Source organism: Limnohabitans sp. DM1, from assembly GCF_001269385.1.
In the GTDB taxonomy this organism is placed as follows: Bacteria; Pseudomonadota; Gammaproteobacteria; order Burkholderiales; family Burkholderiaceae_C; genus Limnohabitans_A.
This window is the reverse complement of the sequence record NZ_CXOO01000010.1, coordinates 68694-94594: the sequence shown is the minus strand read 5'-3', so window position 1 is coordinate 94594 and position 25901 is coordinate 68694. Positions and strand designations below refer to the sequence as shown.

20 protein-coding genes and 2 pseudogenes are annotated in these 25901 nt (G+C 61.6%); 12 read left to right on the top strand and 10 right to left on the bottom strand.

The window, feature by feature from the left end:
* The first annotated feature begins 70 nt into the window (after window positions 1-70).
* Together AMM33_RS21680 and ltrA are read left to right on the top strand one after the other, a co-directional pair.
* The gene (locus AMM33_RS21680; protein ID WP_194945174.1) at window positions 71-244 is read left to right on the top strand and encodes a hypothetical protein; all 174 of its coding nucleotides are present in this window, start codon (window positions 71-73) and stop codon (window positions 242-244) included.
* A 427-nt stretch (window positions 245-671) separates the two neighbouring features.
* Window positions 672-2036, top strand: a pseudogene (gene ltrA / locus AMM33_RS01675) (group II intron reverse transcriptase/maturase).
* 103 nt (window positions 2037-2139) lie between these two features.
* On the opposite strand, the gene AMM33_RS01670 reads toward ltrA, so the two are convergent.
* The 5 genes from AMM33_RS01670 to AMM33_RS01650 form a co-directional block, all read right to left on the bottom strand.
* Entirely contained in the window at window positions 2140-2742 is a 603-nt protein-coding gene (locus AMM33_RS01670; protein WP_090138709.1) for a LuxR C-terminal-related transcriptional regulator, read from the bottom strand.
* A gap of 102 nt (window positions 2743-2844) precedes the next feature.
* Complete coding sequence (locus AMM33_RS01665) at window positions 2845-4137, bottom strand: tryptophan--tRNA ligase (RefSeq protein ID WP_090138202.1); 1293 nt, start codon at window positions 4135-4137, stop codon at window positions 2845-2847.
* Between the two features lie 41 nt (window positions 4138-4178).
* Window positions 4179-4847: a site-2 protease family protein gene (locus AMM33_RS01660; protein WP_090138200.1), complete on the bottom strand. Its 669-nt coding sequence runs from the start codon at window positions 4845-4847 to the stop codon at window positions 4179-4181.
* Window positions 4848-4929: 82 nt separating this feature from the next.
* Window positions 4930-6141 (bottom strand): M20 aminoacylase family protein, encoded by a 1212-nt coding sequence (locus AMM33_RS01655; protein WP_090138199.1) that lies wholly within the window; start codon window positions 6139-6141, stop codon window positions 4930-4932.
* 21 nt (window positions 6142-6162) lie between these two features.
* Window positions 6163-7140 (bottom strand): tripartite tricarboxylate transporter substrate binding protein, encoded by a 978-nt coding sequence (locus AMM33_RS01650; protein ID WP_090138197.1) that lies wholly within the window; start codon window positions 7138-7140, stop codon window positions 6163-6165.
* A 121-nt stretch (window positions 7141-7261) separates the two neighbouring features.
* Between AMM33_RS01650 and AMM33_RS01645 the strand changes: the two genes are divergently transcribed.
* On the top strand, window positions 7262-8245 hold the full coding sequence (locus AMM33_RS01645; RefSeq protein ID WP_090138195.1) for a LysR family transcriptional regulator: 984 nt from the start codon (window positions 7262-7264) through the stop codon (window positions 8243-8245).
* A gap of 126 nt (window positions 8246-8371) precedes the next feature.
* On the opposite strand, the gene AMM33_RS01640 is transcribed toward AMM33_RS01645, so the two are convergent.
* Together AMM33_RS01640 and AMM33_RS01635 are read right to left on the bottom strand one after the other, a co-directional pair.
* Window positions 8372-8653 (bottom strand): type II toxin-antitoxin system RelE family toxin, encoded by a 282-nt coding sequence (locus AMM33_RS01640; protein ID WP_090138193.1) that lies wholly within the window; start codon window positions 8651-8653, stop codon window positions 8372-8374.
* Window positions 8643-8891 (bottom strand): type II toxin-antitoxin system Phd/YefM family antitoxin, encoded by a 249-nt coding sequence (locus tag AMM33_RS01635; RefSeq protein WP_090138192.1) that lies wholly within the window; start codon window positions 8889-8891, stop codon window positions 8643-8645. The genes AMM33_RS01640 and AMM33_RS01635 overlap by 11 nt, the downstream gene beginning before the upstream one ends.
* Window positions 8892-9039: 148 nt before the next feature.
* Here AMM33_RS01635 and AMM33_RS22315 point away from each other — a divergent pair.
* Window positions 9040-9270 (top strand): annotated as a pseudogene (locus AMM33_RS22315) (DUF6429 family protein); the annotation flags it as partial.
* Between the two features lie 36 nt (window positions 9271-9306).
* Here AMM33_RS22315 and AMM33_RS01625 read toward each other — a convergent pair.
* Window positions 9307-11310: an AsmA family protein gene (locus AMM33_RS01625; RefSeq protein WP_090138190.1), complete on the bottom strand. Its 2004-nt coding sequence runs from the start codon at window positions 11308-11310 to the stop codon at window positions 9307-9309.
* An 11-nt stretch (window positions 11311-11321) separates the two neighbouring features.
* On the opposite strand from AMM33_RS01625, the gene AMM33_RS21675 reads away from it, so the two are divergent.
* A complete protein-coding gene (locus AMM33_RS21675) occupies window positions 11322-11645 on the top strand; it encodes a hypothetical protein (RefSeq protein ID WP_194945173.1) in 324 nt (107 codons plus the stop codon).
* A 282-nt stretch (window positions 11646-11927) separates the two neighbouring features.
* Window positions 11928-13229, top strand: coding sequence for a PQQ-dependent sugar dehydrogenase (locus tag AMM33_RS01620; protein WP_090138707.1), 1302 nt, complete (start codon window positions 11928-11930; stop codon window positions 13227-13229).
* 30 nt (window positions 13230-13259) lie between these two features.
* Here AMM33_RS01620 and ppc read toward each other — a convergent pair whose 3' ends face one another.
* Window positions 13260-16115, bottom strand: coding sequence for a phosphoenolpyruvate carboxylase (gene ppc, locus AMM33_RS01615; RefSeq protein ID WP_090138188.1), 2856 nt, complete (start codon window positions 16113-16115; stop codon window positions 13260-13262).
* Between the two features lie 167 nt (window positions 16116-16282).
* Between ppc and hemC the strand changes: the two genes are divergently transcribed.
* From hemC to AMM33_RS01595, 4 genes are read left to right on the top strand one after another with little or no spacing between them, the layout of a single operon-like run.
* Window positions 16283-17200: a hydroxymethylbilane synthase gene (hemC, locus tag AMM33_RS01610; protein ID WP_090138187.1), complete on the top strand. Its 918-nt coding sequence runs from the start codon at window positions 16283-16285 to the stop codon at window positions 17198-17200.
* Between the two features lie 20 nt (window positions 17201-17220).
* Window positions 17221-18036 (top strand): uroporphyrinogen-III synthase, encoded by an 816-nt coding sequence (locus tag AMM33_RS01605; protein WP_090138705.1) that lies wholly within the window; start codon window positions 17221-17223, stop codon window positions 18034-18036.
* Window positions 18033-19076, top strand: a complete 1044-nt coding sequence (locus AMM33_RS01600; protein ID WP_090138186.1) for a uroporphyrinogen-III C-methyltransferase — start codon at window positions 18033-18035, stop codon at window positions 19074-19076. Before AMM33_RS01605 ends, AMM33_RS01600 begins: the two co-directional genes overlap by 4 nt.
* A 9-nt stretch (window positions 19077-19085) precedes the next feature.
* Window positions 19086-20372 (top strand): heme biosynthesis protein HemY, encoded by a 1287-nt coding sequence (locus tag AMM33_RS01595; protein ID WP_090138183.1) that lies wholly within the window; start codon window positions 19086-19088, stop codon window positions 20370-20372.
* A 241-nt stretch (window positions 20373-20613) separates the two neighbouring features.
* Here the strand turns inward: AMM33_RS01595 and AMM33_RS01590 are convergent, their stop codons facing one another.
* On the bottom strand, window positions 20614-23673 hold the full coding sequence (locus tag AMM33_RS01590) for an Rne/Rng family ribonuclease (RefSeq protein WP_090138182.1): 3060 nt from the start codon (window positions 23671-23673) through the stop codon (window positions 20614-20616).
* Between the two features lie 578 nt (window positions 23674-24251).
* Between AMM33_RS01590 and AMM33_RS01580 the strand changes: the two genes are divergently transcribed.
* Window positions 24252-25253 carry an RluA family pseudouridine synthase gene (locus AMM33_RS01580; RefSeq protein WP_090138178.1) on the top strand — a complete coding sequence of 334 codons (1002 nt, stop codon included), beginning with the start codon at window positions 24252-24254 and terminating at the stop codon, window positions 25251-25253.
* Complete coding sequence (locus AMM33_RS01575; protein ID WP_090138176.1) at window positions 25225-25893, top strand: HAD family hydrolase; 669 nt, start codon at window positions 25225-25227, stop codon at window positions 25891-25893. The genes AMM33_RS01580 and AMM33_RS01575 overlap by 29 nt, the downstream gene beginning before the upstream one ends.
* Window positions 25894-25901: the final 8 nt, after the last annotated feature.

The window sequence follows — 25901 nt, the reverse complement described above, 5'->3', positions numbered from 1 at the left end:
GTCGGGGTTTTTTTCTGTCCCCGTTGCGCATCATGGATGCGCTTTGTGGGGCTTTCATACGGGACTGTTCATGATCAAAATTCTGCGCTGTGTTTTTTCCGTCTTGGCCATGTCTGTATTGCTGCAAGCTTGCACGGTCTTGGCCATTGCCGACGCGGCAGGGTCTGCGGTGGTGTACGGTGTCAAGACCACGGTGAACGTGCTGGATGCCGTGACACCCGACATCGTCAACAAGAAAAAATAATCCCAGCAAAAAGGGCCTTCAGTGAAGGCCCTTTTTTGTGGTGCGCCCAGCATGGGCGCACACCTGCGGGTGCAAGTCCCGCTGCGAGCTGGTCACAATGAGCTTGAGTGTTGCGCAACTGCGTGAGGGCGACCGAGCGTGGGAAGGAAGCGTGGAGCGTAAATCGCGAGCCGATGAACAAGAACTGCATAGAAGGCGCAGCCAAGCAGGGCGAGTGGGCCTCAGACCACGAAGCTCTTGTGACCAAGGCTTGGGCGGCGTAGATGCGGCGGTTGTGCGATGAAGGTGTGTGACCCTTACCTGGGGAGATCTCGCCTTGTGCCTGAAAGGGCGACGGCTTGTGCCGGAGCGAGAAGTCAGCAGAGGTCGTAGTAGTTGGAGCCGGGGCCGCTGAGGCCACAAGGCAAGAGCGAAGGACCGAAGTCAGATGCCGGGCCAACCCGGGCGGGCAAGCGTAGCAAGCGGTGAAGCCGTGAGCGATCTTGCCAGCGACGAAGCCTGCGGTCCGCCTCTTGAGCACCCGCGCACAGGGTTGGCAAAGCCGACAACGGGCACTGGCGGCCTGCTGGAGGCGGCGCTGACGAGACAGAACCTGCAAGCGGCGTGGAAGCGGGTCAAGGCCAACAAAGGTGCAGCCGGTGTGGACGGGCTCGATATCGAGCAAACCGCCCGGATGTTGCAAACGAGCTGGCCGGACATTCGCCAAGCGCTGCTGGCAGGCAGCTACCGGCCCAGTCCGGTACGCAAGGTGTTGATTCCCAAGCCGGACGGCAGCCAGCGCGAGCTGGGCATCCCGACGGCGACAGATCGATTGATCCAGCAAGCCCTTTTGCAAGTGCTGCAACCATTGATTGATCCCACCTTCAGCGAACACAGCCACGGGTTTCGACCGGGCAGGCGTGCGCACGATGCGGTCAAGGCCGCGCGTGCATACGTCCAATCGGGCAAACGTGTGGTGGTGGACGTGGACTTGGCCAAATTCTTTGACCGGGTCAATGACGACATCCTGATCGACAGACGCAGAAAGCGCATCGACGATGCCGGAGTGATCCGACTGATACGGGCGTACCTGAACGCCGGGATCATGGATGGCGGGGTGGTGGTTGATCGCCATCTGGGCACGCCGCAAGGCGGGCCGCTCAGCCCGCTGCTGGCCAACGTGCTGCTGGACGAGGTGGACAAGGCGTTGGAGGCGCGAGGCTACAGCTTTGCGCGCTACGCCGACGACTGCTTGCGTGACGTATGCAGCAAGAAGGCTGGCGAACGGGTGATGACGTACCTGCGGAAACTGTACACAGGCTTGAAGCTTCAGATCAATGAAGCCAAGAGTGCGGTGGCCAACGCCTTGGGGCGCAAGTTTCTGGGGTATGCGCTGTGGGTGGCCAAGGGCCGGGAAGTCAAATGCAAGGTGGCTCAAAAGCCGCTGTAAAACTTCAAGGCCCGGATACGGCAACTCACGCGCCGCTCGGGCGGGCGCAGCATGGCGCAGGTGGTGGAGGAACTCAGGCCCTACGTGCTGGGCTGGAAGGCGTACTTTGGGATGGCGCAAACGCCGGGGGTCTGGCGAGAGCTGGACGAATGGCTGCGTCACCGATTGAGGGCCATCCAGCTCAAGCACTGGAAGAGGTCAAAGACGATCTACCGGGAACTGAAGGTGTTGGGGGCATCGCAAGATGTGGCCAAGCAGGTGGCGGGCAACTGCCACCGGTGGTGGCGCAACAGCGCGATGCTGCTCAACAGTGCCTTGCCTATTGCGTACTTTGACCAGCTGGGGGTACCCAGGCTGTCCTGACCTCAAGCTCTCGAACCGCCCGGTGCGGACCCGCACGCCGGGTGGTGTGGCAGGGGCGCCTCCTACAATGGAGGCCCCCTATGCCGATCGTTCAAGCGGGTGATCAGATACCCAGCCACCCGTTGGTGCGTGCAAAGTGCAGCGCCTGTGTGCGGCTGTTGACGCCCAATCGGCGGAACAGGCGCCAAAAGTGGACCTTGACCGTGTGTTCGCTGATGTCGAGTTTTTCAGCGATGTCGCGGTTGGACAGGCCTTGGTCGAGCATCAGGATCAGCTGTTTTTGCCGCTTGGACAGCTTGGTGGGCCCGGCCGTGGTGGTTTCTTCATCTGAAGGCTCCTCCTCAGTCACCAACAAGGTGCGCAGGGCTGCAATGATTTGATTGGGACTGCTCGATTTTTCGATGAAAGCATCGGCCCCCGCTTCAAGGCAGCGGTCTTCATATTCGCTGGCGCTGGAACTGGTGACCACAGCCAAGGGCACGTCCGGAAATTTGGACTTGAGTACCTGGACACCGGACATGCCCAAGGTGTCGGGCAGTTGCAAATCCAGGCAAAAAAGTTCCGCAGGTCCATTCTTCTCGACCGTGGATTCAACCACGTTCAATTTAGGGACGGGAATGATTTTGAGACCAGGTTTGACGCGGTGAACCAGCATGGTCAGCGCGTCGCGCATCAGGGGGTGGTCGTCGATGACGTAAACAGTCATGATTTGAATCTCGGCGTTAATCTGAAAGTATGAGGATATCAGACTTTTGTTGCTGTTTGCAAGTTTTTTGTTGAAAACAACAAAATCATTTTGGCGCAAAAGTCATAGAAGGTCGAGATTTTCGCAGACAAGGCGGTGTTTTTCGGGGGTCATCGGCTCGAAAACGGGCGCCAGTTCACTTAAGGCGGTGCTTTTTTCTTTTTGCAGGCGGGCAATGGTTTGACCGGCTTCTTGTGGTGACACAAAGGCCAGGCTTTGCAGGAGCACTTGGCCCTGTGCATCGACGAATTTGAAATAGAACTGTCCATCGTTCTCGCGGTATTGCTTGAAGCTGGGCAGGGACAATTTGTCGTCTTTGACTGCACGGGTCGAGGTACCCGAGGCCAGGGCACGCAGGCCCACGGCATGGCGCAATTCGCGCATGAAAGGCGTGGCCAATTGGCGTGCTTTGTCGGCGCCCGCCAGCAAAATCTTGTCGAGCTGGGCGGGGTTGTTGATCAGGCTTTGGTACTGCTCGCGCATGGGGGCCACTTCGCGGTCGATGCGCTCAAACAGCAGCTGCTTGGCATCGCCCCAGCCAATGCCATCGGCATAGGCTTTGGCCAGCGTGGCGGTTTCTTCGGCGCTGGCAAAGGCCTGGTAGATCTGGAACAGGGCTGAGCCTTCCGTGGCCTTGGGCTCGCCCGGTGCCTTGGAGTCGGTCACGATGGCGGCGATCTGTTTGCGCATCTGTGCAGCCGGGGCAAACAGCGGGATGGTGTTGTCGTAGCTCTTGCTCATCTTGCGGCCGTCCAGGCCGGGCAGCAGAGCCACGGACTCTTCGATCACCGCTTCGGGCAGCACGAAGTGTTCCCCATACAGGTGGTTGAAACTCGACGCCATGTCGCGCGCCATCTCGATGTGCTGGATCTGGTCGCGGCCCACCGGCACCTTGTGCGCCTTGAACATCAAAATGTCAGCACCCATCAGCACCGGGTACATGAACAGTCCTGCGCTCACATCGGTATCGGTGTCCTTGCCTGCTTCGTGGTTCTTGTCCATGGCCGCCTTGTAGGCGTGGGCGCGGTTGAGCAGGCCTTTGCCTGTGACACAGGTCAGCAACCAGGTGAGTTCGGGAATTTCGGGGATGTCGGACTGGCGATAGAAGGTGACCTTGTCGGTGTCCAGGCCCGAGGCGATCCAACTGGCGGCGATCTCCAGCGTGGAGCGCTGAATGCGTGCGGGCTCATCACATTTGATGAGCGCGTGGTAGTCGGCCAGAAAATAAAAACCGTCGTTGTGGGCGTTGCGGCTGGCTTGCACCGTGGGTCGGATGGCGCCCACATAGTTGCCCAGGTGCGGGGTGCCGGTGGTGGTGATGCCGGTGAGAACGCGTGTGCGGGGCTGGGAAGTCATGTGAATCGAGTGGGCGAAAGGTAAATCAAAAAAGCACTGGTTCAAGGGACCAGGAATGACAAGGGGCTGAGGACCATCTTGATCAGATCAAAGGTCACACCCATCAGGGGCTGCATCCACAAACTGCTGACCACGCCGGTGATGACCAGGGCCATCACGATGAAAAACCCCCAGGGTTCCATGCGGGAAAACATCAGCGCCTGGCGCATCGGCAGCAGGCCGACCACAATGCGGCCCCCATCAAGGGGTGGCAGCGGAAACAGGTTGAAAGCGAACATGACCACATTGGTGAGCATGCCGGCCTTGCACATCTCCAGAAAAAAGCGCTCGGTGACGCCGCTGCCCACCAGTACATAGAGCAGCACGCCCCACAACAAGGCTTGCAGCAAATTGGACGCTGGCCCGGCCAAGGCCACCCAGACCATGTCGCGTTTGGGGTGATGCAGGCGGTCAAAGCGCACCGGCACGGGTTTGGCATAGCCAAACAGGAAAGCGCCGCCAGTGCTGAAATACAGCAGCAGCGGCATCAAGATGGTGCCTATAGGGTCAATGTGGGGCAGGGGGTTGAGCGTGACGCGGCCCAGCATGGCGGCGGTCGAGTCGCCCAGGCGCTGCGCCACAAAGCCATGCGCCGCCTCATGTAGGGTGATCGCAAAGATCACCGGCAGGGCGTAGATCAGGACGGTTTGAATGAGTTCAGAGATATTCACCCCCCGATTGTCTCAGACCTCGGAGGGCACTTGCCTGATCCAGTCCCGCAGGTCTGGCCGCCACAGGGGCCAGACCTGCCCTTCACGCTGCGACTGGCAAGAAGCGCTCCACCAGCAAGGACCAGTAGGCCGAGCCTACGGCCACGTTCTTGTCGTTGAAGTCGTAGCCCGGGTTGTGCACCATGCAAGCGCCATGGCCGTCGCCCGAGCCATCGCCATTGCCAATCAACAAGTAGCTGCCTGGCACCTCTTCGAGCATGAAGGCGAAGTCTTCGCTGCCGTTCAGGGCGCGGCCCTGGCGCACCACTTTGTCGGCGCCCACCAACTCTTCGGCCACATCGCGGGCAAAATCGGTTTCAGCCAGGTGATTGACCAAGACCGGGTAGCCGCGTTGGTAGTCGATGTCTGCCGTGACACCATAGCTTTGGGCTTGGGCATGGACCAGTTCGGTGATGCGCTTTTCGAGCAGGATGCGCACATCGCGGTCCAGCGAGCGCACGCTCAGTTTGAGCGTGGCGGTTTGCGGAATCACGTTGTTGGCCACCCCGGCGTTGAACGCGCCCACCGTGATGATGGCCATTTGCTGCGGGTCGACATTGCGGGCCACGATGCTTTGCAGCCCCATGACGATGGCCGATCCGGCCACCACCGGGTCGGCGGCCACATGCGGCATGGCACCGTGCCCGCCCTTGCCATGCAAGGTGATGGTGACGTTGTCAGAGGACGCCATGGCCGAGCCGTCACGCAAGACCAGGTGGCCTTGCGGGTGGCTGGGCATGTTGTGCATGGCAAAAATGGCGTCACACGGGAACTGCTTGAACAGACCGTCTTCCATCATCTTCTTGGCGCCGCCCAAGCCTTCTTCGGCGGGCTGGAAAATCAGGTTCACAGTGCCCGAGAACGCGCCTTTTTGCGCGATGTGCTTGGCCGCTGCCAGCAGCATGGCGGTGTGCCCGTCGTGACCACAGGCGTGCATGATGCCCACGTTGCAGCTGGCATAAGGCAGGCCGGTGGCTTCGTCGATGGGCAGGGCATCCATGTCGGCGCGGATACCGATGCTTTTGCTGCCCGTGCCCTTTTTGATCTGGCCGACCAGGCCCGTGCCGCCCAGACCGCGCGTGACCTGGTAGCCCCAGGCGCTCAATTGCTCAGCCACCAGATCGCTGGTGCGGTACTCCTTGTAGCCCATCTCCGGGTGCTGGTGGATGTCGCGGCGCACCGCGATGAATTCATCCGCCTGGGCATGCAGGGCGTGCAGTTTGTCGTGCAGAAAAGCTTCGCTGGGTGCGTTCATGGAGGGCCTCTTGGGGGGGGATTACTGAGCTTGCAGATTAATCGATTTGGCAATGGCACGGTAGCGCTCGATGTCTCCAAGGTAAATGCGGGCCAGCTCGGCGGGCGTGCGCGAAGGCAACACCACGTTCCCGCTGCCTTCCAGGGCCTTGCGGGTTTCGGGCACTTCAACCGCCGCATAGAAGGCCTTGTTCAGGGTGTTGACCACAGCGTCCGGGGTGTTTTTGTGCACCTGCACACCGGCCCAGAGGTCAAAGTCCATGCCTTCCAGTCCCTTCATGGTGGCCATGGCCGGGAACTGCTTGAACAGCGCGTGCGGGGTTTTGGCGGTCACGGCCAGGCCCTGGACCTTTCCGTCGATGAGGGTTTGCGGAATCGATCCGGCCATGGGCAGGAAAGCCATGTCAATCTGGCCCCCCATCAGGTCGGTCAAGAGTGGTGCTATGCCTTTGTAGGGGACGTGTAGCATCTGGACTTTGGTGAGCTGGGAGAATTTTTCACCCACCAGGTGGTACAGCGAGCCGGGGCCCACGCTGCCGTAGCTCAGGGGTTTGTCGGCATTCTTGCGGGCCAATGCCAGCAGTTCATCCACGGTTTTGACGTTGAGCGAGTTGCGCACGGCCAGGATGGTCGTGGTGGTAGCGAATTGCGCCACCAGCTTGAAGTCTTCGGATTTGTACTTCACGCCCTGAATGGCCATGGGGGCCAGCACAAGCTCCATCGGGCTGCCCAGGCTCAGGGTGTAGCCGTCGGCGGGTGCGTTGACCAGTTTGCTCATGCCGATCGCACCACCGGCACCGCCAATGTTCTCGATGATCATGGGCTGGCCGAGTTTGGCCGCTGCGTCGGGCTGCACTTTGCGGGCAAAAAAGTCCGAGGGCCCACCAGCGGGGTAGGGCACGATCAGGCTGATGGGTTTGGCAGGGTAGGTTTGCGCCCAGGCAGCGCCCCAAGCGCTGGAGGCCACAACCAGGCTGCACAAGAGGGTTTTGATGTTCATGGTGTCTCCGATTGAATGTTTGAATGGGTGGGTGGTTCAAAAGCCACAAGCGGATCGTAGGAAGCCCAAATCCATGTGTCCAATGACTTATTTTTCTAATTTTCATTCTTAAAATGAATGCATGAACCTCAAACACCTGTCCCACTGGCTGGCTTTGGCCGAAACCGGGTCCTTCAGCCGCGCCGCTGAAAAGCTGCACATCACGCAGTCGGCCCTGAGCCGCAGCATCCAGGTGCTTGAAGACGAGCTGGGCGGACCTTTGGTGGACCGCATCGGCAAAAAAAACGAACTCACGCCCTTGGGCCTCACCGTGCTGGAGCGGGCGCGGCGCATCGTGCACGAAGCGGCCGAACTCAAGCAGGGGGCTGCCTTGCTGCAACAAGGGGGGCTGGGCAGCCTCAGGGTGGGGCTGGGCTCAGGGCCGGGCGCATTGCTCATGACCCCTTGGCTGCGCCATGTGGCTGTGCACCACCCCGGCGTGCAGGTGTCCATCGGGCGCGGCGCCACCGAATTGCAGCTGCAGCAATTGCGAGAGCGTGAACTCGATGCGCTGGTGGTGGATGTGCGCCGTGTGGCGCCTGCCGCCGATTTGCAGATCGAGGTCATGGCCGATTTGCGCGCCGGATTTGTCTGTCGCAAGGGGCATCCGCTGCTGCGTAACTTGAGTGAAGCCGCGCAGCACGGCGATACGGGGGCCATGAGCCAGACCATCACATTCGAAGCCTTGCTGGCTTACCCCATTGCCTCCACCCCCTTGTCGGACGAAGTGGCGCGCATTCTTGTGGCCCATTACGGGGCGGCCGCCGACCCGCAGCGCATGACCACGCTGCGCTGCGAGGAGATTGCCAGCCTGATGGACACCGTGCGCCACACCGATGCCGTTTACCTGGGCATCATCGCGGCGGCGCAACACGGCTTGAAAAGTGGCGAACTGGTCGAAATGCAACTGAGCCCGGCCTTTGTTGGTGCTGCTCGCCTGGCCCTGGTGACCCTGGCCGGTCGCACCGAGGCACCCATGATGGCCGTGTTCCGACGGTTTGTGGCCCAGCAGATGCAAGAAGCCCAAGCTGCTCTGGAAGACCGTGAGCCACCTGTTCTCCGGTAGACAGCCCTGCAGGCGATGGCTGGGGTGGTGGTGTGCGAGAGATTGCTGACAGGGCAAACCCCTACCAAAACACCCCACAGTCCTGCTCGGGATTTTGTGGAAAAGACAGCCCTGAGCCCACCGGTCTCAGCGCTGTGCCGCAGCGCGATAAACCACGTTGCGGTCTCGTTTGCCCATCGCGATCACCACCACCAGAACTTGTTGGTCGCGCACTTCGTAGACCAGACGGTATCCGACGCTACGCAGTTTGATTTTGTAGCGGTCGGGGTGGCCGCTGAGTTGGGATGCGGGTACGCGAGGCGCTTGCAGGCGTTCAGCCAGTTTCTTTTTCAGTTGTGTCCGAATGGCGCCGTCCAAGCGTTGCCATTCGGCCAGTGCCTCTTCCAGAAAGGCCAGCTCAAAGCTCATCGAGTTTGACCTTCACCACTTTTTGGCCTTTACGTGCCTCGGAGATGGCGTTGAGCTCCATGTCTTCCAGCTGCGCCATCATGCTTTCGAACCAAGCCGCCGGTACGCAATAAAAGGCAGGCTCATTGCGGTTGAGGATGGCCACAGGAAAGCCATCCCCGGCAGCCACTGTGCCCATGGGGTTGCGCTTGAGTTCCGAAATGCTGGCCACGGTTTCGGACAGGATTTGATGTGTCATGAGCTGATCCGAGTGCTTTTAAAGGTGCTCATGGTAGCACTCGAATCCGGTCCCAACAAGACTATTGTTCCGGCCCTGTGAAGTCTTCAAGGGTTCACGATGACGTAGGTTGGTGGCTACAGCCCCGAAAAGTGCCCGAGCCCAAGCAATGAGCCGTCATCATTTCCACCCCAAAAGGAGCGCCACGAACATGGATACAGAACGCATTGACAACGCCGTTTTGGCACTGTTGCAGCTGGGCCTGCACGAGGGCAACCGTGCCTGGAAAAGCTTTGACTGGGACGTGATGGAACGCTTGCACGCCAAGAGTTACATCCTCAAGCCCGTGGGCCAGCCCAAATCGGTGGTCTGCACAGAAGTAGGTTTGCAAGCGTCGGGTCGGCAGTTTGAGGGTGCTTTTCGGCACAACAAACCCTTAGCGTTTGGGTGTTCCAGTTGGCTGGGCTGCTTGCGGTTTTTTGTGCATGCGCGCTTTGCATGCGGCGGCTTTGGCTTCGGCCTCTTGTGCGTCACCCGCATCCACCAAGGGCAGCACAGACGTCAGCGGGTTCATCAGTCCCAGCAGCAGCGCTAAACCCAGCTTCATGCCCAGAGGGCCATTTTCCACGGTCACCAGCGGATGTGAAAAACTGCCCTGGATGAGCACAGGCGCGCGCAGCGTCAACACACTGAAATCCTTGGGCGCCACCATGGCACGCAAGTCCAGCTTTTCTGTGGCAAGGGATAGGCTGCCATCTGCCCAGAGTGTCGAGTCAGTGGTGTCAAGCACCCATAAACGCGGGCGCAGAGTGCCAGCCGACACACTCAGGTCTGCCAGAGCGCAGGCCAGTTTCAAGGCCTTATCGCCTTGGAAATACACGCCCAGAGATTCGGCCACATCCAGTCCCCCCATCTCCACCAGCAGATGCGACACCGTGCCATTGACCACGCTGGCATGGATATCACCCTCTAGCGTGGCCAGGATTTCAGCGGTGGAACGTCCTTGGCCTTGCACCTTGGCGTGACCCTCTAACAGACCAGACACATAAGGTGGCCGACCTGCGGGGCGCTTTTGATGAATCCAGCGCTGCAGTTGCACGCCGTCCCAATTCAGGGCAGCCACCCAGTTCGCAGTGTTTCGTTGGCCGTTGAGCGACAGGGTGCCAGCCAGATGGCCCTGGGCCGTTCGGGCCTCGATGCTGGACAGCGTGAGCACGCCGTTGATCAGCGTCAAATGCGCCTTGAAAGGACGCAGGGGCTCAAGCCACTGGGTGTGGGTGTCGACTTGCTGGAAGGCGATGTGCAGATCGGCATCCATGGCGCGTAAAGAGGCCAGATCAAAGGGCCGGGAAGGCAGGACCTTGGCTCGAGATGCGCTGGCGTTGGATGCCTGGGGCGCGCCTACGGCCGGTCCCAGATCCACCAGTTTCAAGCGTGTGCCGTTCAGCTGTCCGCTCAGCCGAGGCGGTGTGCTTGCTTTATCGAACACAAAGTCACCGCTGAATTGGCTGCTGCCCACGCGGGCTTTGTGCAAAGCCACGGTCCAATTTGCGCCGCTGCGCTGCACCTGACCATTGGCGTTGAAAGCCGGTGTGGTGGGCAGCGTCACGCCCAAGGGCTCACCGATGACTGCCAGTGACGGACCTTTCACGATGAACGTGCCGTCCAGGCCATTGAGGTGAAGAAAGTCGCGTGCAAGGCCTTCAAAATTCAGGCTGGCTTGGCCCAAGCTGGCCGCCAGCTTGACAGCCACCGGCGTGCCCTGACCCGCGTCCACTTCCCAAGGCAGTGCGCCGGTGGATTGCAAGGTGATTTGGAATGCGTTTTGCTGGTAGTGACCACGGGCGGTACTGCGTAAAACGCGGTTTTGTGAGACCAGCGGGGCGGAGGACGAGCGTGCAGGGCTGCTCAGGTTCAGTTGGGCTTCAAAGTTCAAGGCCAGGGGCACATCGGCGTAATGCACTGTGCCAGCGGGCAGATCGACGTTTTGAATGCGTGGCGGCTTGGGCGCAGCGCCACTCTTGGCCATTTGCCAGCTGGCTTGACCATCGGCCGTACGCTCCAGATAAACCGTGAGCTGCCGGGCAGCCAGGCTCTGCACAAGCAGTTGCTGCCCCTGCCATGCACGCCACACATCGCTGTAGCGCAGGTGCAAATCAACGTCTTGCGCCGACAGAAAATACGGCGCACGACTCCAGGCCGGTGCGCCGATTTCCAGGAAGCGACTTTGCAAACGGATGCCGCCCCAAAATTGCAGTGACACCAAGGCCTGGCCATTGTCTTTGGTCGCACTCAGGCGCACATCGCGCCCGAGCTTTTGTTGCAACTGACTTTGCAATGGCCCCGCCAGAAAAGGCCAGCCCATCGACTCACCCACGGCCAGGCCCACGCCCAAGATCAGCACCAAAGCCGCAGGAACCCAATGCCAAGGCTTGATCAAGCCAAAACCCCATGTTGCGCGACAAGAAGGCCGTGCGAAACACAGCACAAAACCTCAATCTTGTCAGGGTTCAATGGCTTGGACATGGCGGTTTCACAAAATTAAAAATCTCACTTTGCAACAGAGATATTTTTTATTCAGCGCGGCAACGAACTGACGTACTCCCGCAAAAATGGATTGTTTTCTCATTGAGTGAACCATGTGCAATTTCAGGAGGGGCCATCGTTTCATATTCATTTCCTTTGGCACGCGATAGCAAAACATGCGCCACAGAAAGGAAACGGTGTTCATTGCTGCGGGTATTTCAGCGCACCGTCATGGCTGTACTTTGCTGACACAGTGGCAACAATACCGTCAGCTTGAATGGCTGGCTTGTCTGGTGGCTTCATCCTCTTCACGGTGCCTTGCACCCCAGTCTTTAGCGGGAGATCACTGTGATGCGTTCTGCGAAAGACTTGAAAAATTTTGCCATCCTCACCACCGATAGCGGGTTCGGCCCCGCCGCAGGCCGGGCGGAAGATCAGCCATTTGGCTGGGTCGCCTTGAACCGCGATGTCACCAAAACCGCGTCAGTGTTGCTGTCCTGGCTCAGTGGAGTGGCATCAGCCTTGGGTGTGATGGCCGCACTGCTGCTGACGGCCTGCGGCGATGTGGCCAAGTTACCCGTATCGGCAGGCACAGGCCTCACGCCGATGCTGCCGCCACCCGTTTCCACGCTGATTCCTACCGTGCACATTGCACCGGCCGTGGGCTGGGCCAGCGGTGCCAAGCCAACGGCCGCACCCGGTACCCAGGTTGTGGCTTTTGCAAGGAACCTGAATCACCCGCGCTGGATGCTGGTGCTGCCCAATGGCGATGTGTTGGTGGCCGAGACCAATGCCCCACCCAAACCAGACGATGGCCGCGGCATCAAGGGCTGGGTGATGAGTTTTGTCATGAAGCGCGCCGGTGCGGCAGTTCCCAGCGCGAACCGCATCACCCTGCTGCGCGATACGGATGGAGACGGTGTGTCCGATGTGCGCACGGTGTTGCTGGACGGTCTGAATTCCCCATTCGGGATGGCGCTGGTGGGTGACAAGCTGTTTGTGGCCAATACGGATGCGGTGTTGCGATTTCCCTACTCACCCGGTGACACGCACATTCAGGCGGCCGGAGAGCCGCTGGTGACATTGCCAGGAGGGGCCATCAATCACCATTGGACCAAAAATCTGATCGCCAGTGCCGACGGACGCAGCTTGTATGTGGCGGTCGGCTCCAACAGCAATGTGGCTGAGCGGGGGATGGCTGTGGAAGCTGAGCGTGCAGCCATCTGGCAGGTGGATGTGGGCAGCGGCAGCCACCGCACATTTGCCTCTGGCATGCGCAATCCGGTGGGCCTGGCCTGGGAGCCGCACAGCGGCATGCTGTGGGCGGTCGTCAATGAGCGTGATGAACTGGGCAGTGATTTGGTGCCGGATTACCTGACAGCGGTGCACGATGGCGACTTCTATGGATGGCCTTACAGCTATTACGGCACGCATGTGGATGCACGCGTCAGCCCACAACGCCCCGATCTGTTGGCACGAGCCAAGGTGCCGGACTATGCCCTGGGTGCGCATGTTGCACCCTTGGGGCTGGCCTCTTCAGTGGGGACCACTTTACCTGCTGCATTTGCCAACGGCATGTTTGTCGGCCAGCACGGCTCGTGGAACCGCAAGCCTCACAGCGGCTACAAGGTGGTCTTTGTGCCGTTTGCGAATGGCCGACCGCAAAACCAGGCCCCCATTGATGTGCTGACCGGCTTTCTCACCGCCGACGGCCAGGCGCAGGGCCGTCCAGTCGGCTTGGCCCTGGATCGACAGGGCGCCCTTCTGGTGGCCGACGATGTGGGCAATACGATCTGGCGCGTGACAGCACTGCCGAACAAGCCGCCGAGTTAAGGCATCAATGGCTTGGATGCTCTTGACGCCTCAACCCGTGTTGCGCAACCCCGCCGCAATCCCGTTGATCGAGATGTGAATGCCGCGTTGCACGCGCTCGTCGGCCAAGCCTGCGCGGTAGCGTCGGATCAGCTCGACTTGCAAGTGGTGCAGCGGGTCGATGTAGGGGAAACGGTGGCGGATCGAGCGGGCCAGGGCGGGGTTGCTTTCCAGCCGATTTTTCTCGCCGGTGATTTGCGTGAGCGCATCGGCGGTGCGGTGCCATTCGGCCTCGATGGCGGAGAAGATTTTTTTGCGCAGGCGGGCGTCGCCCACCAGTTCGGCATAGCGCGAGGCCAGGGCCAGGTCGCTCTTGGCCAGCACCATGTCCATGTTGGACAGCAGGGTGCGGAAAAACGGCCACTGGCGGTACATCTTTTGCAGCAGGGCCAGCGCCGCTTTGCGCTCGGCCGCGTCGGGCTTGTCCAAAAAGGCCGCCACCGCCGAGCCAAAGCCCAGCCAGCCGGGCAAGGTCAGGCGGCATTGGCCCCAGCTGAAGCCCCAGGGGATGGCCCGCAGGTCTTCAATCTTCTCCAGCGCTTTGCGCGACGCTGGGCGCGAGCCGATGTTGAGCTGCGCCAATTCCTTGAGCGGGGTGGCGCCAAAAAAGTAGTCGGTGAAGCCGGGGGTTTCGTAGACCAGGGCGCGGTAAGCGTCCATGCTCGCTTCAGACAATTCGGCGGCAGCGTCCAAAAACGCCCGTGTGGCGGGTTTGGTGGGCTGCAGCAAGGTGGCCTCCAAAGTGGCGGCGACCAGGGTTTCGAGGTTGCGTCGGCCGATTTCGGGGTTGGCGAATTTGGCGCCAATGACTTCGCCTTGCTCGGTCAGGCGGATCTGGCCGCGCACGGTGCCGGGTGGCTGCGCCAGGATGGCCTGGTAGCTGGGGCCGCCGCCCCGGCCCACGGTGCCGCCTCGGCCGTGGAACATGCGCAAGGTGATGCCGTGGCTGCGTTCGAGTTTGTCAAACAGCTCGACCAGCGCGATTTCGGCGCGGTACAGCTCCCAGTTGCTGGTGAAGATGCCGCCGTCCTTGTTGCTGTCGGAGTAACCCAGCATGATGTCTTGCTCGCCACCCGAACGCTGGATCAGCGCGGCCACGCCAGGCAGGGCGTAAAAGTCGCGCATGATGGGCGCGGCGTTGCGCAGGTCTTCGATGGTCTCGAACAGCGGCACCACGATCAGGTCGTTGATCGCCTCGCTGTCGAGCGTGCCACGCAGCAGACCTGTTTCTTTTTGCAGCAGCAGCACTTCGAGCAAGTCGCTCACGGTTTCGGTGTGGCTGATGATGTAGTGGCGAATGGCCTGCCTGCCAAAGGTGCTGAGCATGCGCTTGGCGGTTTCAAAAATCGCCAGCTCCGACACGCTGTGTTCGCTGTAGTCCGCACCGGGCACGCGCAGTGGGCGGGCGTCGTTCAGCAGGCCCAGCAGCAGGGCTTGTTTGGCGTGCTCGTCCAGCTGGCTGTAATGCTTTTCCACGCGGGCGGTGGTCAGCAGCTCGGCCACCACGTCTTCGTGCTTGTCCGAGCTTTGGCGCAGGTCCACCGTGGCCAGATGGAAGCCAAACACCTCCACCGCACGGATCAGCGGGTGCAGGCGCTGGGCAGCCAGGGCTTCGGCGTGGTGGCTGCACAAAGACGCTTCAATCACCCGCAGGTCGGCCAAAAAGGCTTCAGCGCTGGCATAGGGGTTTTGCGGGGCCACCGCGTGGCGGGCGGCGTCACCACCGGTCAGATTTTTCAGGGTGGCGGCCAGGCGTGCATAAATGCCCGTGAGCGCCCGGCGGTAGGGTTCGTCCTGGCGGTGTTCGTTGGTGTCGGGTGAGCGCTCGGCCAGTGCCAGCATCTCGGGGCCAAACGGCACCAGCATGGCCGACAGCGACAACTCGCTGCCTAAAAAATGCACCTCGGTCAGGTAGTGGCGCAGGGCCACATCGCTTTGGCGGGTCAGGGCGTGTGCCAGCGTGGGGGCGGTCACATTGGGGTTGCCGTCGCGGTCGCCGCCAATCCACTGGCCCATGCGCAAAAAGCTGGCAATGGGCTGGCCGGGCAGGGCGTGTTCGAGTTCGGCGTAGAGCTTGGGGATTTCGCGCAAAAAGGTGGCTTCGTAGTAACTCAGCGCGTTTTCGATCTCGTCGGCCACGGTGAGTTTGGTAAAGCGCAGCAAACGCGTTTGCCACAGCTGCATCACGCGGGCGCGCATTTGCAGCTCGTTGGCAGCCAGCTCTTTGGGCGTCAGGGCGTCTTTGGCGGCGTTGACCACGGCGGCCCGGGCCTTGATGGCATCGCGTTCGGTCAGCAGGTGGGCGATGTCGCGCTCGGCGTCCAGGATGCTTTTGCGCTGCACTTCGGTGGGGTGGGCCGTGAGCACGGGCGAGACATAACTGGTGGCCAGCATGTCCGAGATGCTGCGCGGCGTGATGCCCGCCCAGCGCAGGCGCTGCAGCGCCACGTCGATGCTGCCTTCTTGCGTGTGGCCCGCCCGCTCATGGATGGCGCGGCGGCGGATGTGGTGGCGGTCTTCGGCCAGGTTGGCCAGGTGACTGAAGTAGGTGAAGGCGCGGATCACGCTCACGGCGCGTTCGCCGCTCAGGCTTTTGAGCAGTTTTTTCAGGGCCTTGTCGGCCTCGTGGTCGGCATCGCGCCTGAAAGCCACCGACAGCTTGCGGATCTGCTCGACCAGTTCAAAAGCCTCGGGGCCTTCTTGCACCCGGATCACATCGCCCAGAATGCGGCCCAGCAAGCGAATGTCTTCGACCAGGGGGCGTTCGCTGTCGCGTTTTTCGCTTTTGTTGGGGGCGCTGGCGCTGCTTTTGACGGGCGGGGTGGTTTTAGGGAGGGCCTGTTTCATGGGGTGCTGCGCAAAAAGGGGATATGGATCGGTGGGCAAATACTTTGGCAAGGGGGGCTGCGGCCGGTGTCAATCAGCCTTGACGTCATGCTAGCATCGCCAAGAGAGACAAAATTACCAATTGATTTCATTTTGATGGGATCAAAATTATTTTCAGGAACCCTACCGTGACCGAGACCACCCAACCCTCCATCGTCATCGCCACCCGTGAGAGCCGATTGGCTTTGTGGCAAGCCGAGCATGTCAAATCTTTGCTGGAGGGACTTGGCTGCTCGGTCAAGTTGCTGGGCATGACGACTCAGGGTGACCAGATCCTGGACCGCAGCTTGTCCAAAGTGGGCGGCAAGGGCTTGTTCGTCAAGGAGCTGGAGGTGGCGCTGCAAGAGGGCCACGCCGACATCGCCGTGCATTCGCTCAAAGATGTGCCCATGGATATGCCCGAAGGCTTCGAGCTGGCCTGCGTGATGGAGCGCGAGGACCCCCGCGATGCTTGGGTCTCGCCGCAATACGCCAGCCTGGAGGATTTGCCACAAGGCGCGGTGGTGGGCACATCGAGCCTGCGCCGTACGGTGTTGCTGCGGGCGCTGCGCCCCGATTTGAAAATCGAGCCCCTGCGCGGCAACCTGGACACGCGCCTGCGCAAGCTGGACGAAGGGATGTACGCAGGCATTGTGCTGGCGGCAGCGGGCCTCAAGCGCCTGGGCTTGTCTGAGCGCATTCGCCATATCTTTGAAACCACCGAGATGCTGCCTGCTGCAGGGCAGGGCGCACTGGGCATCGAAATTTGCAGCAACCGGCCCGATTTACGCGCCTTGCTGGCACCGCTGGCCGACAGCGTGAGCTGGCAGCGTGTAGCCGCCGAGCGTGCCGTCAGCCGCGCCATGGGCGGCAGCTGCTCCATGCCTTTGGCCGCGCACGCCACCATTGAGGGCGGTGTGCTGAAGCTGCAAGCGGCCTGGGGTGATCCGGAAGGGGCGGCCACGCTGGTGACCGCCGCCGAGGGTGTGCCCGCCCAAGACCTGGCCGGGGCCGAGGCTTTGGGTCTGCGTGTCGCGCAAGCCCTGCAACGCGACGGGGCGCATTGACGGGGTGGCTTGACATGGCCATGTCAGACCCAGGCCCTGCGGTCATCGTCACTCGGCCAGAGCGCGAAGCACTGCCCTGGGCCAAGGCTTTGCAAGCCGAGGGCCTGAAGGCCGAAATCTTTCCCCTCATCGAGATCGCCCCTTTGCCCGACGTTTCGGGTGTGCAAGCAGCCTGGGCGCAAGTGCCCGAGTGCCTGGCGGTGATGTTTGTCAGCGCCAATGCGGTGCGGTTTTTCATGGAGGCGCGGCCCCCAACACATGGCCAGCTGTGCCGGGCCTGGTCCACCGGGCCGGGCACACAGGCTGCCTTGTTGGAGGCAGGCTGGCCGCCGGAGCAAGTTGACTCGCCCCACGCGCAGTCTGAGCAATACGACTCGGAAGCCCTGTGGGCCGTGGTGGCCGACCAGGTGCGGGCCGCCGTGTCGAGGCCAAACCAAGAACAAGGGCCCAGCGCGGCGCCCAAGGTCTTGATCGTGCGCGGCGCCGATGCGCAAGGCCAGTTGGCGGGGCGCGACTGGCTGGCGCTGCAACTGGAGGCGGCGGGCGCGCAGGTCTTGCAAGCCGTGGCCTATGTGCGCCAGGCCCCCGAACTCAACCCGGCCATGCAGCAGCGTGCCCGTCAGGCCATGACCGATGGCAGCTGCTGGCTGTTCAGCAGCTCTGAGGCGGCGCAGCACTTGCTTGCCGCTTGTCCTGGGCTGGAATTGGGGCGTGCCCGCGCCCTGGCCACGCACCCGCGCATTGCGCAGCGTTTGCAGCAAGCAGGCTGGGGCCGCGTCGATCTGGTGCCAGCGGGCCTTGGCGCACAGGCGGTGTCTATAAAATCGCTGGCATGACTTCTTCGCCCGAAACTGTTCAACCCCATGCAGCGCCTTTGCCCGTGGCCTCACCCCCGTCGCGTCCTTGGGGCTTGTGGTTGGCCGGGGTGCTGGGGGCCTTGGCTTTGCTGGTGTCTGTTTTGCTTTGGCAAAAACTCTCGCGCATTCAGGAGCAACTGGCCCGCCAAAGTGCCGACGCCGGGCAGCAGTCGCTCGAAGCCAAAGCCTGGGCCAAGCAGGCACAGGAAACCGTGCAGGACAGCTCCGCCCGGCTGGCCTTGGTAGAGGCCCGGCTGGGCGAGGTGGCGCTGCAACGCAGCCAGCTCGAGGAGCTGATGCAGAGCCTGTCACGCTCACGCGATGAAAATTTGGTGGTGGACATTGAAGCGGCATTGCGCATGGCGCAGCAGCAGGCGCAATTGACGGGCAGCATCGAGCCTTTGCTGGCCGCACTCAAATCGGCCCAGCTGCGGGTGCAGCGTGCGGCGCAACCCCGTTTGGCGCCCTTGCAGCGCGCCCTCGAAAAAGACCTGGAACGCATGAACGCAGCGCAGGTGTTTGATTTGCCCGGCTTGCTGATCAAGCTCGATGAGGGCGTGGCCCTGGTCGATGGGCTGCCATTGGCGAACCAGCAACTGGCTGCAATTGGCGCGCCGCGTAACCCCTCCGAACAGGGGCAGGGCCCCTCACCAGCCCCTTGGTGGATGACCGGATTGGCGCAGTGGGGCGAGCAACTCAAGGGCTTGGTGCGTGTGAGCCGTATTGATTCGCCCGAGGCGGCTTTGCTCTCGCCGGAACAAGCGTTTTTCTTGCGCGAAAACCTCAAGCTCAAGCTGCTCAATGCGCGCTTGGGTTTGCTGGCCCGCCAAAAAGACGCAGCCCGTGCCGACTTGGCTTCTGCCGCGGTCATTGTGCGCCGCTATGCCGACGCCAGTTCCCGCAAAACTACACAGTTGTTGCAGATGCTGGAGCAGTCCGGCCAGCAGATGAAGGCCGGTGACATGCCGCGCCTGGAGGCGTCTTTGACCGCGCTGGCCACCGCCGCCGCTGGCCGCTGAGGAGGCCATATGCGCGCAGCACTTTGGCTTTTGAGTTTGTTTGCCCTGGCCGTGGCGGGGGCCTGGTTGGCCGGTCATAACAATGGAACGGTGGCATTTTTCCTGTCCCCTTATCGGGTAGATGTGTCGCTCAACCTGGTGCTGCTGGTGCTGGGTGGTGTGGTGTTGGTTGTGGTGCTGGCGCAGCAGGCCTTGTCGGCCCTGTTGTCTTTGCCCAAGCAGGCTCAGCGCTGGCGTGTGCAGCAAAAAGAACGCGCAGCCCATGCGGCTTTGCTGGAGGCGATCAGCCATTTCATGGCCGGGCGTTTTTTGCGCGCCCGCAAGGCTGCGCAAACCGTGCTGGACAAAGAAGCGCTGCTCAGTGAAGCGGGCATGAACCTCGACCATGCCGTTTCTTTGCGCACGGTGGCTCACATCCTGGCCGCGGAATCGGCCCATGCCTTGCAAGACACAGGGCTGCGTCAACAGCATCTGGACCAGGCCTTGTTGCAAGCCAATCAGGCAGATGCCGCTGACCGGCAGACGCTCACGGAAGGCGCTCATTTGCGAGCAGCGCGCTGGCTTCTTGATGACCGGGATGCGCAAGCCAGCCTGGCGCAATTGAAAGCGCTGTCGCCTGCTGTCGGGCGGCGCATGGTGGCCATGCGATTGCAGCTCACGGCAGCACGCCTGGCCGGTCAACCCGCCCAAGCGCTGGATACTGCTGCATTGCTGGCCAAGCACCGGGCCTTCACCCCGGAGGCGGCCGACAGCCTGGTGCGCGGTTTGATCATGGAATGGTTGACGCATGTGCATGATCCCGAGGCGACCCAAGGCGTGTGGAATGCCTTGAGCCCGGCGCAGCGCAGCATGCCCGATGTGGCGGCCGAAGTGGTTTTGCGCTTCATGGCGCAAGGCGGTTCGGCCTCTGTGGCGCGCCAGTGGTTGCTGCCTTTGTGGCCTCAGTTGCTCGCCGTTCCTGTCAAATGGACAGCCGATCAGCGCGTTCGCTTTGTGCGCGCCCTGGAAGCCAGCCTGGCCGATGTGGAGGCGGTAGATGCCCGTCAATGGCTGGCGCGCGTGGAGACGGCCCAGCAGGCCCAACCGCGAGACGCTCTTTTGCAGTACCTGTCGGGCATGGCCTGTTTGCGGCACCAACTGTGGGGCAAATCACACAACCTGCTAACCCAGGCCGTCAAGGGATTGCAAGACGCCGAACTGCGCCGACGTGCCTGGTGCGCCTTGGCTGAGCTGGCCGAACAACGCCAGGACTCTATTGCGGCCACCCAAGCCTGGAAGCAAGCGGCGCAAGTTTGAACCTATCAATCCGCACGCTGAAGTTTGAAAAGGGTGAAAAAGGTCATCTCGCAGGTCGCCACTCGCAGAGTCCGACATGATGGGTTTCGGCACAGGCCCATGTCGGGGCTGAAGCCGCCGACCTGCATCTTTGCGCTTTGAAAACTTCACAGGGCTGAATCAACAGCTTGAAGAGACAAAAAAAACCGGACCCTCAGGTCCGGTTTGTCTGATCCAGGCTGACGCGAGGTCAGCGCAGGCTTCAGAACGGCACGTTCAGGTCTTTCAGGTCTTTGCGTGTTTCCACCAGAACCAAGGGCCCTTCGTTGAGCACGACTGCGGGCGGACGCTCACGCGGCACGCGCACGGGCTGGGGTTCGGCGGCAATGGCGGCTTGCACGCTGGCGATTTTGTCTGCATCCGAGTTCACCCAAACCAGACCGGAGTCCTGAGCCACTTGCTGCAGGCTTTCAATGGGCAGCTTGTACGCGGTGACTGCCGGCAGGCCAGCTTGAGCGGGCGCTGGCTGGGACACCGAGGCAGCGGCGACAGGTGCCGCCGCAGGCTCTGGGGTGGGGGCTGCTGTAGGGGCAGCCGAGGGCGCGGCCACAGCCATCGCAACAGGTGCAGCCTCTGGACTGGGCGCTGGCGCAAGCGGTGCGCTGGCCAGCGTGCTCTCAGGCGCTGGAGCCTCGGCAGGTGCTGAAGTTTGTGCAGATTCGGGCACGCTTGGCGCCAGGTTTTCAGCGGCCAATGGGGCAGGCGTCACTGCGGCAGACGCTTGTTGTGCGCGTTGCTCAAAGTAAGAGCGTGCGGCCGGCCGGTCTTCACCCGTCGCGTTCTGGGCTGCGGGCGCTGCGTTGGACTCAGCCTGGCTATCGACATCGGCAGCGTTGTCTTGACGATCTGTACGAGGCTCACCAGCGCGTTCGCGACGGTCGCGGCCATAGCGGTCGCGTGAGCGGCGTTCGCGGCGTTCACCGTTGTTTTCAAACCCTGGGCCTGCTTCAGGCGAGGTTTGCGCATCTTGACCTTCGGTCACTGGGGCGGCATCTGCCTGGTTGAACTCGCTCGGGGCGCGTTCTTCGTTGCGGCGCTCGCCACGCTCGCCACGCTCGCCACGCTCGCGGCGACCTTCGCCGCGTTCGCCACGTTCACGGCGGCCTTGACCTTCACCACGTTCAGCGCGAGGGGCGCGTTCGGTACGGGCTTCGCTGCCTTCGCCGTTCAACTCAGCCGGGGTCTCGTTGCGCAGCTCTTGGCGCTGCTCTCCACGCTCGTTGCGACGGCCTTCGCGAGGGGGGCGTTCACCTGCTGGGCGCTCGGCACGTTCGCCGCGTGGGGGACGGGCTTCGCCTTCACGCAGTTCGTTGCGTCCTTCGCGGCCTTCACCTCTGCGCCCGCCTTCGCGGGGTGCGCGGACTTCAGCGGGGGCGCCTTCACCGCGGCCTTCGTTGCGGCGGCCACCACGGCGACCGTCTCGGCTGCCTTCGCGGCCAGTTTCACGGCGCTCGCCGTCACGGCGGCCTTCGCGGGATTTTTCTTCTTTCTTGTCAGCGACAGCAGGCGTTGCTGCGGTAGCGCCGCCGAACAGGCTCTTGATCCAGCCGAAGAAGCCACCAGCAGCTTGCGGGGCAGCTGCCGCAGCAGGCCTTGCTTTGGTTGCAGGCTTGGCAGCCACAGGGGCCGGGGCTTCGGCTTTGACCGGGGCCACAGGCGCTGGGGCATCGGGCAGCACGCCCTTGATGACCGGGGTTTGCTTGTTGGTGGGTTCTTGCGAACGGCGCGTCACGGTGGTCGCATCTTCGATTTCTTCGGCCATTTTGTAGCTGGCTTCGATGCGGTCCAGACGTGGGTCGTCGTGCTTCAAGCGCTCGAGCTTGTAATGCGGCGTTTCCAGCGACTTGTTGGGCACCAGCAGCACGTTGATGCGTTGCTGCAGTTCGATCTTGGCAATCTCGGAACGCTTTTCATTGAGCAGGAAAGACGCGACTTCGACGGGCACTTGGGCGTGCACGGCGGCGCTGTTGTCCTTCATGGACTCTTCCTGGATGATCCGCAGGATCTGCAGTGCCGAGCTTTCGGTGTCACGGATGTGGCCAGCGCCGCCGCAACGTGGGCAGGGGATGGACGCACCTTCGGACAGCGCAGGCTTCAAGCGCTGACGGCTCATTTCCATGAGGCCGAACTTGCTGATGGTGCCGAACTGCACGCGGGCGCGGTCCTGGCGCAGTGCGTCACGAAGTCGGTTTTCCACATCGCGGCGGTTTTTCGACTCGTCCATGTCGATGAAGTCGATGACGATCAGGCCGCCCAGATCGCGCAGGCGCATCTGGCGGGCCACTTCGTCGGCGGCTTCCAGGTTGGTGCGGGTGGCGGTTTCTTCGATATCACCGCCTTTGATGGCCCGGGCCGAGTTCACGTCCACCGACACCAGGGCTTCGGTGTGGTCGATCACAATGGCGCCGCCAGACGGCAACTGCACCGTGCGGGCATAGGCCGATTCGATCTGGTGTTCGATCTGGAAGCGGCTGAACAGCGGTGCGTCGTCGCGGTAGCGCTTCACGCGCGGGGCGAACTCGGGCATGACGTGGCTCATGAATTGCTGAGCCTGGTCGTAGATGTCATCGGTGTCGATCAGGATGTCGCCGATGTCGTTGTTGAAATAGTCACGAATCGCGCGGATGACCAGCGAGGATTCTTGATAGATCAGGAAAGCGCCTTTGCCCTTGGTGGCGCCGTCAATCGCGGTCCACAGCTTGAGCAAATAGTTCAAGTCCCACTGCAGTTCGGGCGCTGAGCGGCCGATGCCTGCGGTGCGGGCAATGATGGACATGCCTTTGGGGTACTCCAACTGGTCCATCGCTTCTTTGAGCTCGGCCCGGTCGTCGCCCTCAATGCGGCGGCTGACGCCACCACCACGGGGGTTATTGGGCATGAGCACCACGTAGCGGCCTGCCAGGCTGACGAAGGTGGTCAGAGCAGCCCCCTTGTTGCCGCGCTCTTCTTTTTCGACTTGCACCAGCAGGGACTGGCCCTCTTTGATGACGTCTTGGATGCGGGCCTGGCTGACGGACACGCCTTCGGCAAAGTATTGGCGCGAGATTTCCTTGAAGGGCAAAAAGCCGTGGCGGTCTTCGCCATAGTCCACAAAGCAGGCTTCGAGCGAGGGCTCGACGCGGGTCACGATGGCTTTGTAGATGTTGCCCTTGCGTTGCTCGCGGCCTTCGATTTCGATTTCGTAGTCGAGGAGTTTTTGTCCGTCGACGATGGCCAGGCGGCGCTCTTCAGCTTGCGTGGCGTTGATCAGCATCCGTTTCATGATGCGTTCCTTCTTTAATCAGTGTCGGCCGGGCGGTGCTGTTGGATTGCACGCGCACGACCGGTTTACGTTCTGACCCTTGAGGGGTCCACGTTGCCGCAGCTGACGCCTGAAACGAAGGGAATTGCCGAAGATGATCGACCACTCAGCTGCGCGTGAGCGCAGGAATGGGGATCGTGGCGCGTGGATGGGGCGAGGACAAAGGTGTGCAGAGATTCGTCCACTTCCGGGGGCTTCCCCCGGTGTCCAAGACAAACTGCCGGGCACAAGGCGTGACGACAGAGCCGGGCTTCGTGAGCCACTCCATCCACATCAGCATCGTTCCGAACAACACAACCATCTCGCTTTGATCCGTCCAGCAACTCTTCAAAGATGCTGGACTTGGGGAATTCCGTATCTGGGTTTCTGGGCGTCGACCTGACCTCCGGGGCGTTTTGCCACTGTTGGCGTTGGCCTTCAGTTTGCAAATCGAGCCGGGGGTGGCATCGACCATCTGGTTTGGCGCGGTGGTGGTGGACTAAACTCCTGTCCTCAGGAATTCATTTCCATTTGAATCAACCACTTACAGCCAATAGCCAGTGAATCACATTATAGGGGGCCAAACCGTGGCCACGGCACCTGCCGTGAAATGGTTGTTGGTGGACGAAGAATCTGCCGGTCAGCGATTGGACAATTTTTTGATGCGTCACCTCAAAGGGGTGCCCAAAACCCACGTTTACCGCATCATCCGCAGCGGCGAGGTGCGCATTAACAAAGGCCGCGCCAGCGCAGAGACCCGGGTCGAAACCGGTGATGAAGTGCGACTGCCCCCGGTACGAATTTCCGAAAAAGTCGGCGAAAAGGCCGCGCATCCGGCGCCGGGACGGGAATTTCCTACTCTTTTTGAAGACGACAGCCTCATGGCCATCGACAAACCAGCTGGGGTGGCGGTGCATGGCGGCTCGGGTGTGAGCTTTGGCGTGATCGAGCAGTTGCGTCAGGCCCGGCCCCAGGCCAAGTTGCTGGAGTTGGTGCACCGGCTGGACCGGGAAACCAGCGGTATTTTGCTGGTGGCCAAAAAGCGCAGCGCCTTGAAACACCTGCAAGACCAGTTCCGCGAGCGCGAGACGGGCAAGACCTATCTGGCGCTGGTCAAGGGTGAATGGCCCGCCAAGCTCAAGGTGATTGACCAGCCTTTGCACAAATTTTTGCTGCCCGACGGCGAGCGGCGCGTGAAGGTGACCACGATGGAAGACCCGGACGGCATGCGTTCCATCACGCTGGTCAAGGTGGCCGAGCGCCTGCCGGGCGCCACGCTCTTGGAGGTGACGATCAAAACCGGGCGCACCCACCAGATTCGGGTGCACCTGGCCTCGCAGGGGTATCCAATTGCTGGAGACGATAAATACGGTGATTTTGAGTGGAATCGCCAGATTCAAAAGCAGGGCGCCCGACCCGCACTAAAGCGCATGTTTTTGCATGCCTGGCGCTTGCAGTTCAACCACCCCGTGACCGCCGAGCGTGTGGCCCTGCAAGCCGATTTACCACCTGAATTGAAAGACTTCATCACACATGCCCGCCCAACGTCCTCGCCAGTTTGACCTGATCGCTTTCGATTGGGATGGCACTTTGTTTGATTCCACGGCCATCATCACCCGCTGCATTCAGCGGGCAGTGGTCGATGTGGGGGGGGCCGAGCCCAGCCGGGAAGCCGCTTCTTATGTGATCGGCATGTCTCTTTTGCCCGCGCTGGCCCATGCTGCGCCCGATGTGCCCCAAGACAAGTACCCGGCCTTGGGGGAGCGCTACCGCCACCATTACCTGGTGCATCAAAACGACATCAGCCTGTTTGAGGGTGTCTTGCCCTTGCTGGCCGATCTGAAATCGCGTCACCACTGGGTGACCGTGGCCACAGGCAAAAGCCGTCATGGGTTGAACGAAGCCTTGCAGGCGGTGGAATTGCGCCATGTGTTCGATGGCTCACGCACAGCCGATGAGACGGCGGGCAAGCCCAGCCCCTTGATGTTGCATGAGTTGATGCGCGAGTTTGGCGTGGAGCCCGAGCGCACCTTGATGATTGGGGACACCACACACGATTTGCAAATGGCGCTGAACGCGGGTTGCGCCAGTGTGGGTGTGAGTTATGGGGCGCATGAGCCCGAGGCCTTTCATGCCTTGAAGCCGCGCCATGTGGCGCACAGTGTGCGTGATTTGCACGACTGGCTGCTGCAACACGCTTGAGTGTGGAG